The sequence below is a fragment of the Candidatus Palauibacter australiensis genome, assembly GCA_026705295.1.
GTDB classification, from domain to species: Bacteria; Gemmatimonadota; Gemmatimonadetes; order Palauibacterales; family Palauibacteraceae; genus Palauibacter; species Palauibacter australiensis.
Genome location: JAPPBA010000161.1, coordinates 1 through 12,354, shown reverse-complemented (window position 1 = coordinate 12,354; position 12,354 = coordinate 1). Strand labels below are relative to the sequence as shown.

Here is a 12,354-nt window from a genome sequence, read left to right as displayed (position 1 = left end):
ATCGGTGCTCGGGTGGAAAGAGGGCGGCGACCGACCGGGAGGCGATGGGATGACGACACTGTTCTTCGGAGACATGCTCCCCCCGTCGCCCGAAGCCGAAAAGCGCCGCGAACACGTCCTCGTCGGCACCGCCACGCCCCTCAAGCTCGATGTCCGGCCGATCGAGCACCACCTGACGCCCCGCGGCAGCATTTGCATCGGAACCTTTCACGAAGACCGGCCGATCGGGCGCTGCGCCATCCCCCGCGACAGCGTGAAGGACTTCCTCGAGATGGATCTCTTCGACCGGCCGGTCGCGCTCGCGCTCAATGTCCGCAAGGGCGGGCCCGGCATGGAGGGCAGCCTGCTCGCGCTCGTGCCGATGGACCGGGCGTCACGCGGCGGATCCGAGCGGGATGAGCCGTGGAGGGCCAGCGTCCCCGGGGCGGCGTACGACGACGCGATCAAGGCGGGCGGCGACGATTCCAAGTCCACTCAACTGGTCGGGATCTTCCTCGGCGAGGTCGTGCGTTTCGAGGGCGACCGGCGGGAGCCGGCGTCGATGCTGCGCGAAGCCGCCGACATGCTCGCGTGTGTGATCCGCGGGCAGGTGGACAGCGTCGGCGGCCGGGTGCTCGAAGACCTGACTGCAAGCCCGGAGGGCTGAACGCGCCGAACGCGCGACATCCTGCCCCGCCGCGTGCCCCGCGGCACGGGGCGTTCAGGCGAACGGCTCGCCGTTGAAGCAGACGTCCGTCCCCGGGCGGCACCGGCACGATGTCCGCGGAGGCAGGGCCGGAGCGTCGCCGCCCAGCGCCATCAGCGCGAGGTCGGCCAGCACCTCGGCGAACGCCCCGTCGTCGTGCGGCACGCCAACACGGCGAAACTCGAGGCCGAGTGCGGCCGCGTGCCCGGCGAGGTCCACGTCCAGTTCCATCAACGTCTCGGACTGCTCGTGCATGAAGCTGATGGGATCGACGAGGACTTTCTCGATGCCCCGGAGGCGCTCCAGCGCGGTCTCGATGTCCGGCGGAGTCCATGCGATTCGTCGGTTCGTGTGGTTCTGGTAGCCGAGCGTCCACGTCTCCACGCCCAGCGCGCGGGCCTGAGTCGCGCACCATTCCTCGACGTATTCCACGTAGCGGCTGCCTTGTTCGATGTACCGAAGCGGGGTGCCGTGGGAGCTGAACACGAGGCGGACGTCCCGGTCGGTCAGGTTCCAGCCGGCCTCCGCGGCCGCGCGGCGAATCGCGTCGGCGCGAAGGCGTGCGTAGCGGGGATGGCGATGCCACCCGGTCACGCCGCGCACCTCCGGGCGCCATCCGATTCGCTCGAGCGCTTCCTCGACTTCGTCCAGCGCCGCGACGGTGGTCGAAGGGCCGCAGAGCGGGTACACGGGTAGAGGAACGAGGGCCGCCGCCCCGGTCTCCCGCAGGTGGCCGAGCGCCTCTTCGATCGAAGGCTCGGTGAACTGCATCCCCACCGTCACGCGCATCGGGTGGCCGCGGGCCCTCAGCGCCCGGTCGAGCGCCTGCGCCTGCGCCTCCGCCTGCGCGTGGAGCGGCGAGCCGCCGATCCTCTCATAAATCTCGAGCAGGCCGGGGGTCCGCCGCCGCGCGAGTTCGCGGCTCCGTGCACGGGCCGCCGCCGCGTCCATGTGCGGCTCCAGCCGCGCGTTGGCGAGGAAGATCCGCTCCAGAAAGCGTGCGACGGCGCTCGGGTCGGCTCCTGTCGGTTCGCCGAAGTTCAGGAGGAGGACGGCAGGTAGGGGTTCGCAGTTCGCCATCGCCCGAACCTATCGGCGCAGTCACCGGCTTGCCCGTGCGGGAGAGGTTCGGGACGTTGCCGCCTCCAGGTATGGCGCCGCAGAACCGCCTTGGCGGTTCGAGGGTCGAGGCAGCCGGAAGGGGAAGGCATGCGGGTCGGAATCATCGGTGGAGGGATCACGGGGTTGGCGCTCACGCACGCGTTGGCGCGGCGTGGCGTCGACTCGATCCTGTTCGAGGGAGCGGATGACGTCGGGGGGGTGATCCGTACCAGCCGCGACGACGGCCGGGTCGTCGAACTCGGCCCGCAGCGGACGCGCCTCTCGCCTCCGGTGCGGCGGCTTGTCGATGAACTGGAGCTTCGAGCGGAGATTCTGGAGGCGCGGGCCGGGGCGCGCCTGTTCGTATGGGCCCGCGGCCGCCTGAGGGTCGTGCCGCACCGGCCGCGCGGGCTCCTGACGGGGGACCTGCTCTCGCCGGCGGGGCGCGCCCGCGCCGCCCTCGAACCTCTCACCGGAGGGATTCGACCGCGCGAGTCCGTGGCCCGCTACTTTCGCCGCAAGGCCGGACGCGAGGCGTACCGCCGGCTCTTCGGTCCCCTCGTTTCCGCGACCTTCGGATCCGATCCGGAAACGATGCCGGCGGCGCGCGTGCTTCCCATGCTGCTCGGTCCGCTCGGCGTGAAGCGCAGCCTCCTCGCCGCGGCGAGACGCTGGCAGCCGGCCGCGTCCCCCCCGGCATTCACCTTCCGGGCGGGCATGGCTACGCTGCCGCGCGCCATTGCGCGCCGGCACGCGGATCGGGTTCGGGTCGCGACGCCGGTCCGCGAGTTGCGGCGCTCGGGCCGGCGGTTCGAGGTCGGCCACGGGGGCCCGCGCCCGGACTGCGAGGTCGTGGATCATGTGGCGATCGCGACGCCGGCGCCCGCCGCGGCGGACCTTCTGAGGACCGTCGCGCCTGCCGCGGCCGACCGCGTCGCCGGACTGCGGTATCACCGCGTCGCCGTAGTGCCGCTGCAGGTCGAGATCGCGCCGAAGGGGTTCGGGTTCCAGGTCGCGCTGGGAGAACGGTGGCATACGCGCGGCGTGACGTGGAACGCCTCGCTGTTCGGGCGCGACGGCCTCTGTACGGCCTATCTGGGCGGCGGTCTCGATCCCGACGTGGCCGCCTGGGACGCGGCCCGACTCCAGCGGACCGCGGCCGGCGAATACGAGGCGATCCATGGGGCGGCGGCAACGCCCATCCGTTCGGCCCGGCCGCGGCTCCCGGCGTATGACGGCTCGTGGGCGGCGCTGGACGGACTCGATCTTCCTCCCGGTATCACGCTGGCCGCCGGCTACACCGGACGGCTGGGCATATCGAGCCGGATCGCCGAAGCCGAGGCGGTGGCCGAGCGCCTCGCTGCGCGTACATAGCGCCTCCCGGCTGCCGGCGTTCCCGCGGGAACGCTCTCAGCGGTGCTCGTCCGGCGGCTTCCAGCGGCGGACCTCGTCAACCACGGCGGCGATCACCTCCGGGTCGGAATCCGGGTGGAGACCGTGCCCGAGGTTGAAGATGTGGCCGGGACGCCCGCCCGCCCGCCGCAGCACATCGCGCGTCCCCGCCCGCGCCGCCTCCTCGCCCGCGAGGATACAGGCCGGATCGAGATTGCCCTGTATCGCGCGCTCCGGGCCCATGACGTCCCACGCCTCGTCGAGCGGCGTGCGCCAATCGACGCTGATCGCATCGCCCCCGGCCTCGGCCACCGCGGCGTGCGTGGCGCCATAATGCACGCTGGGGACCCCCTTCTCGCGCAGCCGCTCCAGCAGGCGGCGGGAGTAGGGAAGCACATGGGTCCGGTACGAGTGAGGATCGAGGACGCTGCACCAGGAATCGAACACCTGGATCGCGCCCGCCCCGGCCTCGTGCTGAGCGATCGCGAACTCCGCCAGGTGCTCCGCCCAGAACCCCGCGAGCCGGTCCCAGAGCGCCGGGGAGCGGAGCATGAAGGCCCTGAGCTGCGCGAGTCGGCTGTCGCGCGTGCCGCGGGCGAGGTAGGAGCACAGGGTGAAGGGGGCGCCCACGAAGCCGATGATCGGACGCTCCTCGTCCGCGGCAAGGAGACGGATCGCCTCGAGCACGAAGGCGAGGTGTTCCCGCGGCTCGAAGGGGCGGAGGCGATCCACATCCGCCAGGCCGCCCCAGGGGGGCAGGGGCACGGGCCCGACCCCGGCCCGCAGTTCGATCTCGATCCCCGCGGCCTCGAACGGCGTCGACAGATCCATGAAGAGGACGAGCGCGTCGACGTCGAAATACTCGAGCGGGAGTCGCGTGACCCGGGCCGCCGCTTCCGGATCGCGCACGAGTTCGAGGAACCCGCGCTCCCGGCGGAGTTCGCGATAGGCGGGGAGGGAGCGTCCCGCCTGCCGCATGAACCACACCGGCGTCCGCTCCACGGGTTGTCGCGCGAGCGCGCGCAGAAGGAGATCGTTCATGGCCCGCCGATGTTACCCCGTCGCCCGCCGGGCGCCAAACCGCACCGTTGGACCCGCGCGGGACCTTTCGTAGCTTGCAGTCGACGTGCGGCCACGACCTTGGATCTCTCACAGGGGAAGCGATCATGAACCGCAGAGTCCTTCGCGCGCTCCTTTTCGCCGCCGTCCTCGGTGTCCCGCACGTCGCGATCGCGGCCGCTCAGGAACCGGCCTTCGATATCCTGCTGCGCGGCGGCCGCGTCCTGGACGGCACGGGTAACCCATGGTTCCGCGCCGACGTGGGAATCCGCGGCGGGCGCATCGCCCGGGTCGGGGACCTGGTCGACGCCGCCGCCGACCGCGTGATCGAACTCGATGGCCGGTACGTCGTCCCCGGATTCATCGACATTCATTCGCACGCGGACCAGGGACTCGACGCCGAGGGAGACGCGGGTAGCGAGGGGGCGCGCCGCCGGGCCGCTCCCAACCTCGTGAGTCAGGGCATCACCACCGTCGTCATCAACCAGGACGGCGGCGGGCCGTGGCCGATCGCGGACCAACGCGGCCGCCTCGAGTCCCGCGGGCACGGGCCCAACGCGGCGCTCATGGTCGGGCACAACACGATCCGGCGCATGGCGCTCGGCGACGATTTCATGCGCCCGTCGACCCCGGCCGAGGTGCAGCGCATGACGGAGATGGTGGAGCAGGGAATGGCCGAGGGCGCTTACGGCCTCAGCGCGGGACTCGAGTACGTGCCGGGGATCTGGAGCGAAACCTCCGAACTGTTCCCGCTCGTCGATGCGGCGGGACGGGGAGGCGGCATCTACATCGTGCACGAACGCAGTTCCGGCATGACGCCGATGTGGTTCTGGCCGAGCCAGGACGATCCGGGACCGCCGACCATGATCCAGACGGTCCTCGAGGACATCGAAGTCGCGGAACGCACGGGCGTGACGACGGTGGCAACCCACATCAAGGCCCGCGGAGCGGATTTCTGGGGGGCGGGAAGGGCGCTCGTCGATCTGATCGAACGGGCCCGGGCGCGCGGCGTCCCGATCTTCGCGGACCAGTATCCCTACAACACGACGGGGAGCGACGGGAACACCGTGCTCCTCCCTCGCTGGATCTTCCCCGGCGGCGGACCGGGCGGGCGTCCGGGCGGCCAGGGGACGGTCGACTACGCCGCGGTGCTGCGGTATGCGCTCTCCGATCCGGAACGCGGTGAACGGGTCCGCCTCGATATCGCGCACGAGATCAGCCGCCGCGGCGGGCCCGAGAACCTCGTCATCATGGACCATCCCGACGAGACGCTGGTGGGCAGGACGGTGGCGGAGCTGGCGGCCGAATGGGACGCGTTCCCCGTTGAGGTGGCGATCCGGCTGCAACTGGAGGGCGACCGTGCGAGACCCGGCGGGGCGCGCGTGCGCGGGTTTTCCCTGTCGGAGATCGACGTCGAGGAGTTCTCGGCTCATCCGTGGCTCGTGACGGCATCCGACGCCGGCATCTCCCTCCCGGGCGACGGGCCGGTGCACGCGCGCTTCTACGGCACCTTCCCCCGCAAGATCAAGCGCTACGCGATGGATCTCGGCATCCTGTCCGCGGAGAGCGCGGTGCGCTCGATGACGAGCCTGCCGGCGCAGGTCATGGGGCTCCGGGACCGGGGTCTCATCCGTGAGGGACTGGTCGCGGACATCGCGGTGCTGGACATGGACGAACTTCAGGACAACGCGACCTTCTTCGAGCCGCACCAGTACCCATCGGGTGTGGACTACGTGCTGGTCGGCGGCACGTTCGTGGTCGACGACGGCGAGCTGACCTGGGCGCTGCCCGGCGCCGTCCTCACGCCGGAGGTGGGCGATGCGAGCTGACCGGATGATGGGCGCACGGAGTGCGGTTGCCCTCGTGGCGCTGATCGGGCTCGGGTGCGCCCCGGGCGACGATGCGTCCGAAGCGGCCGGCGGCGCGGCGGATCGCGACCTGGCCGCGAGCGGCGCCCCGGATGGGGTGCCCTCGGGGGCGAAGCCCGCGCCCGGCAACGTGTTTCGCACCCTCGACGGCGGCGAGGCCCGCTTCGACGACCTGCGGGGCAACGTGGTCGTCGCGAACCTCTGGGGCACCTGGTGCCTCCCCTGCCGCGACGAGTTGCCGGAACTCGTCCGGCTGGCCCGCGCGTACTCCGGACGGGACGTGATCCTCCTGGGGCTTGCCGTCGACTCCGGTACTCCCGAGGAGATCCGCGAATTCCTCGCGGACTTCGGCGTCGAATACCGGAACTGGATCATCGGGATGGACGATGCCGTCGCGACGTTCGGAGCTGTGGGCTTCCCCACCACGCTGGTCATCGACCCCGAGGGCTGGATCCGGAAGGAATTCCTCGGTCCCCAGACCGTCGCGTCGCTGACGGAGGAGATCGAGGCCCTCCTCCCCTGACGGCCCCGGTGCCGGCGTGAGGATCAGGCGAGTCGCTGGCCCTCGTAGAGGCGGGCGTAGAGTTCGCAGCGGTCGATGAGGGCGTCGTGCGGGCCGCTGTCCACCAGCCGTCCCCGATCCAGGACGAAGAGCCGGTGGGCGCGTCGCACCGTGCGCAGGCGGTGGGCAATGATGACGGTCGTGCGCCCCGCGGAGGCGAGCCGTAGCGCTTCCTCGACCAGCGCCTCGCTTTCGGCGTCCAGACCGCTCGTCGCCTCGTCCAGGATGAGGATCTCGGGCTCCTTGAGGAGGACGCGGGCGATCGCGATCCGCTGACGCTGCCCGCCCGAGAGCCGGACCCCGCGCTCGCCGACCCGCGTGTCGTAGCCCTCCGGCAGCCGCTCGATGAACTCGCGCGCGTGCGCCGCCGCGGCCGCCGCCTCGATCGCCGGTTGGTCCGCGTGCGGCCGCCCGTAGGCGATGTTCTCCCCGATCGTGCCGGCGAAAAGCGGGTGGTCCTGCGGCACGATGCCGACCCGCGATCTCAGGTCCGCGACGCCGCAGGCCCGTACGTCGGTCCCGCGCACGCGCACGCTCCCCTCGGTCGGATCCCAGAAGCGCGGGATGAGTGACGCGAAGGTCGTCTTCCCGGCGCCGCTCGGCCCCACGAGGGCGACGATCTCGCCGGGGGCGATCGTCGCTTCGATCCCTTCCAGGGCCCACGGTTCGTCCTCGCCGTACCGGAACGAGACGCCCTCGAAGGCGATCTTAGGCGGTCCCGCTCCCGCGAGCGATTCCGGGGTTTCCGGGTCCAGGATCTCGCTGTCGCGGTCGAGGAGGTCGAACACGCGGCGCGCGGCGCCCTGCGCCTCCTGGTAGGAGCCCCACAGGGAAGCGAGCGCCATGATCGCCGCCGCGACGGAGAAGGCGTAGAGGAGGAACGATACGAGCTGTCCCGCCGTGATCTGCGCCGCGAGCACGAGCCGCCCGCCCTGCCACAGGACGGCTACGATGCCGCCGAAGGCGACCACCGTGAGCACGCCGAAGAGGACCGCCCGCACCACCGCCCGCGAGAGCGCCGCCTCGAGGGCCGCGGCGATCCCGGCCCGGTAGCGGGCCGCCTCCCACTCCTCCCGCACGAACCCCTGCACGACTTCGATCTGGCCGAAGGCCTCGTCCGCAACCGCGTGCGCGGCGGCGAGACGGTCCTGCACCTCGGTGCTCCGCCGCCGCAGGAGGCGGCCGAGGGCAAAGCCCGCGAGGACGACCACGGGGGCGACGGTCAGCGTCGTCAGCATCAGTTGCCAGTGAAGCAGCGTGAGCAGGATCACGGCGCCGATGAGGAAGAGCACCTGTCGCACGAGTTCGGCGATCTGGTGCCCCATGATCTGCTGGAGCGTCGAACAGTCGGAGGCCAGCCTCGACGTGAGTTCGCCGCTGGTGCGGCCCGCGTGGAAGCCGGGGGAGAGCCCCACCAGCCTGGAGAAGAGTTCGTCGCGCAACTGCGTCACGACCCGCTCGCCCGTCGCCCCCAGCCAGTAAGTCTCTCCGAAGTTGAACACGCCCTGGAGCGCGAAGAGCCCCAGCAGTCCGAGCGCGATCGCGCCCAGCAGGGCGGGGTCGCCCTCACCGAAGGCCGCGTCCATCAGGTAGCGGACGATGAGGGGGAAGGCGAGCCCGATCGCGGTGCTCAGGAGGAGGCAGATCCCGGCCCCCACGAGCGCCGGTCGGTGGGCCCGCAATCTCGGGGCGAGCCGCTGGAGGGCGAACATCGAAATGCGTGCTCCGGAGTCCGACATCGCGCTTGGCCTCTCCACCGTCCCCGTCTATCTTCCGCGCCCCGGCGACTCCGGGAGCGACCGAAGTTCGCACGGGTCACGAAACCGGCGCAAACGCACCCCGGAACCCCTCATGCAATCGCCTCCTCTCCAGAGCGGATCGCCGCGCCACGCGCGGATCATCGCGGCCTGGCTCCTGGTCGGCTGCGCGCTCGTCGCGGCGACGCTCGTCGTCGGCGGCGTGACCCGCCTGACCGGATCGGGCCTCTCCATGGTCGACTGGGAGCCGGTGAGCGGCGTCGTTCCTCCGATGAGCGCCGAGGGCTGGGAGCGCGAGTTCGCCGCCTATCGCGATTCACCGGAATACCGGCTCGTTAACCGGGGGATGTCGCTGGCCGAGTTCAAGCGCATCTTCTGGTTCGAGTACGCGCACCGGCTCCTGGGGCGCGTGATCGGCCTCGTCTTCATCATCCCCTTCGCGGTCTTCCTCCTGCGGCGGATGATCCCCCGGCCCCTCATCCCCCGCCTCCTGCTCCTGTTCGCGCTGGGCGGCGCGCAGGGGCTGCTCGGCTGGTGGATGGTGCGGAGCGGGCTCGTCGACATCCCCCGCGTGAGCCCCTACCGGCTGACCGCGCATCTCGCGCTCGCCGTGCTCGTTTACGCCCTCACGCTCTGGACCGCGCTCTCGCTGCTGCGCCCCGGGGCGGGAGACGGGGCGGGAGACGGCGACCCCGGGTCCGCACCGGGCGCCGGTCTTCGACGGGGATCCGCCATCGTGCTCGGCCTCGCCGCGCTCACCCTGCTCTCGGGCGGCTTTGTGGCGGGCCTGGACGCGGGGCTCATCTACAACACGTTCCCGAGGATGGGGAACGGCTGGATCCCGCCCGATCTCTTCGGGGCGAGCCCCTGGTGGCTGAGCCCCTTCGAGGACCGGACGACGGCGCAGTTCAACCACCGCATCCTCGCCATCGTCCTGCTCGCGGGCGTCACGACGCTCTGGTGGGCCTGCGTGCGGTGCGCCCCCGGGGTGGCGAGCACGTGGGCGCACGCGGGGTTCGCGGCGGCATGGGTTCAGGCGGCGCTGGGGGTCGCGACGCTGCTGCTCTTCGTCCCCATCTCCCTGGCGGCGCTCCACCAGGCGAACGCGCTCGTCCTCTTCACCGCGCTCCTGGGCCTGACCTTCGAACTCCGGCGCGGGGTTGCCGGTGCGCGGCTGCCGGCGCGCGGACGTTGACGGCGGGTGACACGACGGGGTCGGGTTAGACGGCCTCGAGGAGCGCCACGTGGCCGAGGCCGCCCGCGGCGCACACGCTGACGATGGCTCTCGTGCCGGCCGGCCGGTCGGCGAGTTCGAGCACCGTCTGGGAGAGGATGCGCGCTCCGGTGGCGCCGAACGGGTGTCCGAGCGCGACGCTGCCGCCGTTGGGGTTGATCCGGTCGCGCGGGAAGGAGCCGAGGCCGTCCTTCACGGGGGAGCGCGCGGCGAGCCATCCGGAGTCTTCGAGGGCCGCGACCGTGCAGAGGACCTGCGCCGCGAACGCCTCGTGGAACTCCCACAGCCCGATGTCATCCAGCGTCAGCCCGTGGCGATGCAGCAGTTCGGCGATCGCGAGGGCCGGGGCGATGAGGAGCCCCTCCCGGTCCGGATCGATCGCGGCCTGCCGCCAGTCGAGCAGGCGCGCGCGGGGGAGGGAGTCGGGGAGCGAGGAGAGCCCGGCCTCGGACGCGACCCAGCACGCGGCGGCCCCATCCGTGAGCGGGGTCGAGTTGCCCGCCGTGAGCGTCCCCCCGGAGCGGGAGAAGGCGGGGCGGAGGGCGGCGAGCTTCTCCAGCGACGTGCCGGGGCGCGGGAGGGTATCGCGGTCGACCGGGAAGGTGCCGGGCGTGACGAGCAGCGGTCGGAAGAACGCCCCCTCGTCCCGGGTGGCGCCCTCGTGACTCGCGAGCGCAAAACGGTCCTGGGCCTCGCGCGAGATGTCCCATTCACGCGCCATTTCCTCGGCGTGCCGTCCCATCGTCTTCCCCGTCGTGCGCTCCTTCACGGCAGGGGCCGAGATCCGGAGGTCGCGAGGGCGAATCCCCGCCAGCGTCCGCACCATGCGCGGCGGGCTCCCCGCGCTCCCCGCGCGCCGGATCGTCCGGCTGAGTCCGGGCGAGAGACCGATCTGCGTGTGGCTCATCGACTCCACGCCGCCGCAGAGCACGAGGTCCGCCCGTGCCGCGGCCACCTGGCCCGCGCCGTGGGTCGCGGCGGCGATCGAGGTGGCGCACGCCTGGACGATGCCCTGGGCCGGGACGCTCGCATCGAGCCCCGCGTCGAACCAGACTTCCCGACCCCAGTTGCTCACCGTGAGCGAGGGGATGACCGCGCCCCACAGGAAGAGGTCGATCCGGCCCGCCGCGTCGCGGCCCGGGCCCCCGTCCCCCGCCACCGTCTGCTGGATCACCGGAGCGGAGAGCGCGAGACCGTCCAGGCGCGAGAGTTCGCGGTCGAGCTTCGCAAACGGACTGCGCAGGCCGGGGAGGACGAAAGCGGATCCAGGGCTCATGCGTGGCATCCTATCGGTCGTCCATCCAAGATGGAACGATCGCAGCGGAGCTATTGCCACGGCCTGCCGGGGCTTCGGCGCGCGGGCGCGCGGAGTTCGGCGGTTTCTCCGAGGAAGAGGAGCGCAGATTGACGGTACGGGTGCGGTTCGCCCCCAGCCCCACGGGTTTCCTGCACGTGGGCGGCGCGCGTACGGCGCTGTTCAACTGGCTGTATGCCCGGCGCGCGGGCGGGACGTTTCTCCTGCGCGTGGAGGACACGGACCGGGCGCGTTCCCGCCCCGAGCACACGCGGGCCATCCTGGAAGGACTCGCATGGCTGGGGCTGGACCTGGACGAGGGGCCGGTGTTCCAGGCGGATGGCGTCGAGCGCCACCGGCGCGATGCTCTGTACCTGCTCGATCGGGGCGCCGCCTACCGCTGCTTCTGCACGGCCGAGGAACTCGCGGCGCGACGCGAAGAGGCGAAGCGGGCCGGGTCCGGATACGGGTACGATGGCCGCTGCGGCCGGCTGGACCCCGCCGTGTCGCGGGCGCGGGCCGACGCGGGGGAGCCGTTCGCGCTCCGCGTTCGGGTGCCGGAGGAGGCGATCGAGTGGGAGGACATGATCCATGGGCCGATGTCCTTCCCCGCCGGATCGATCGACGACTTCATCGTCCTGCGCTCCGACGGCACGCCCGTCTACAATCTCGCCGTGGTCTCCGACGATGCGGAGGCCGGGATTACGCACGTGATCCGAGGGGACGACCACCTCTCGAACACCCCGAAGCAGATCCTCCTCTACCGGGCCCTCGGCCGGCCGCTCCCCGGCTTCGGGCACGTGCCGCTGATCCTCGGGCCGGACGGCAAGCGACTCTCGAAGCGCCACGGCGCGCTCTCGGTCCTCGCCTATCGCGACGGCGGTTACCTGCCCGCGGGGATGGTGAACTTCCTTGCGCTCCTCGGCTGGTCTCCGGGGGACGACCGCGAGGTGTTCGACGTCGGAGGCCTGGTCGAGGCGTTTTCCATCGGTCGCGTGCTGAAGAAGAGCGCGGTGTTCGACCTCGAGAAGCTCGGCTGGCTGAACGGGCGCCACATCGCCGACGCTCCCGCGGCCGACCTGGCTGCGGCGGTCGTCGAGATTCTCGGCCGGGAGGCGCGGGACGAGGGGGGGGAGCTGGCCGGGAGCCACCCCGGACTCGAAACCTCGCCGGAGCGTCTGGCGCGCATCATCGATCTGGTGAAGGGGCGGCCGCGGACGCTTCCCGCGCTCGCGCGGCAGGTGTCTCCCTTCTTCGCGGTGAGCGTCCGCTACGACGAAGGTGCGGTGAAGCGTTTCTGGAAGCGGCCGGAAGAGACGGCGCTCCACCTGCGGCGCCTGGCGGAGCGTCTCGCCGGCGAGGCGGTCTTCCGCGACGTGGAGACGCTGGAGTCCGAGGTGCG

10 protein-coding genes are annotated in these 12,354 nt (G+C 71.8%); 6 read left to right on the top strand and 4 right to left on the bottom strand.

Annotated elements, in window-relative coordinates:
• Window positions 1–49: 49 nt before the first annotated feature.
• On the top strand, window positions 50–646 hold the full coding sequence (locus tag OXN85_13415; GenBank protein ID MCY3600959.1) for a hypothetical protein: 597 nt from the start codon (window positions 50–52) through the stop codon (window positions 644–646).
• A gap of 54 nt (window positions 647–700) precedes the next feature.
• Here the strand turns inward: OXN85_13415 and hemH are convergent, their stop codons facing one another.
• Window positions 701–1,765: a ferrochelatase gene (gene hemH, locus OXN85_13410; GenBank protein MCY3600958.1), complete on the bottom strand. Its 1,065-nt coding sequence runs from the start codon at window positions 1,763–1,765 to the stop codon at window positions 701–703.
• Window positions 1,766–1,894: 129 nt separating this feature from the next.
• Here hemH and hemG point away from each other — a divergent pair, with 129 nt between their 5' ends.
• Window positions 1,895–3,160 (top strand): protoporphyrinogen oxidase, encoded by a 1,266-nt coding sequence (gene hemG / locus OXN85_13405; protein MCY3600957.1) that lies wholly within the window; start codon window positions 1,895–1,897, stop codon window positions 3,158–3,160.
• Window positions 3,161–3,196: 36 nt separating this feature from the next.
• Here the strand turns inward: hemG and hemE are convergent, their stop codons facing one another.
• A complete protein-coding gene (hemE, locus tag OXN85_13400) occupies window positions 3,197–4,219 on the bottom strand; it encodes a uroporphyrinogen decarboxylase (protein MCY3600956.1) in 1,023 nt (340 codons plus the stop codon).
• 125 nt (window positions 4,220–4,344) lie between these two features.
• Between hemE and OXN85_13395 the strand changes: the two genes are divergently transcribed.
• On the top strand, window positions 4,345–6,066 hold the full coding sequence (locus OXN85_13395; protein MCY3600955.1) for an amidohydrolase family protein: 1,722 nt from the start codon (window positions 4,345–4,347) through the stop codon (window positions 6,064–6,066).
• The gene (locus OXN85_13390) at window positions 6,056–6,628 is read left to right on the top strand and encodes a TlpA disulfide reductase family protein (GenBank protein ID MCY3600954.1); all 573 of its coding nucleotides are present in this window, start codon (window positions 6,056–6,058) and stop codon (window positions 6,626–6,628) included. The genes OXN85_13395 and OXN85_13390 overlap by 11 nt, the downstream gene beginning before the upstream one ends.
• 23 nt (window positions 6,629–6,651) lie before the next feature.
• Here OXN85_13390 and OXN85_13385 read toward each other — a convergent pair whose 3' ends face one another.
• Window positions 6,652–8,406 (bottom strand): ABC transporter transmembrane domain-containing protein, encoded by a 1,755-nt coding sequence (locus OXN85_13385; protein ID MCY3600953.1) that lies wholly within the window; start codon window positions 8,404–8,406, stop codon window positions 6,652–6,654.
• A 112-nt stretch (window positions 8,407–8,518) separates the two neighbouring features.
• Here OXN85_13385 and OXN85_13380 point away from each other — a divergent pair, with 112 nt between their 5' ends.
• On the top strand, window positions 8,519–9,619 hold the full coding sequence (locus tag OXN85_13380) for a COX15/CtaA family protein (GenBank protein ID MCY3600952.1): 1,101 nt from the start codon (window positions 8,519–8,521) through the stop codon (window positions 9,617–9,619).
• Between the two features lie 25 nt (window positions 9,620–9,644).
• Here OXN85_13380 and OXN85_13375 read toward each other — a convergent pair whose 3' ends face one another.
• Entirely contained in the window at window positions 9,645–10,934 is a 1,290-nt protein-coding gene (locus OXN85_13375) for an acetyl-CoA C-acyltransferase (GenBank protein ID MCY3600951.1), read from the bottom strand.
• 53 nt (window positions 10,935–10,987) lie between these two features.
• Here OXN85_13375 and gltX point away from each other — a divergent pair.
• The coding region (gltX, locus tag OXN85_13370; protein ID MCY3600950.1) for a glutamate--tRNA ligase at window positions 10,988–12,354 on the top strand (1,367 nt) is incomplete at its 3' end.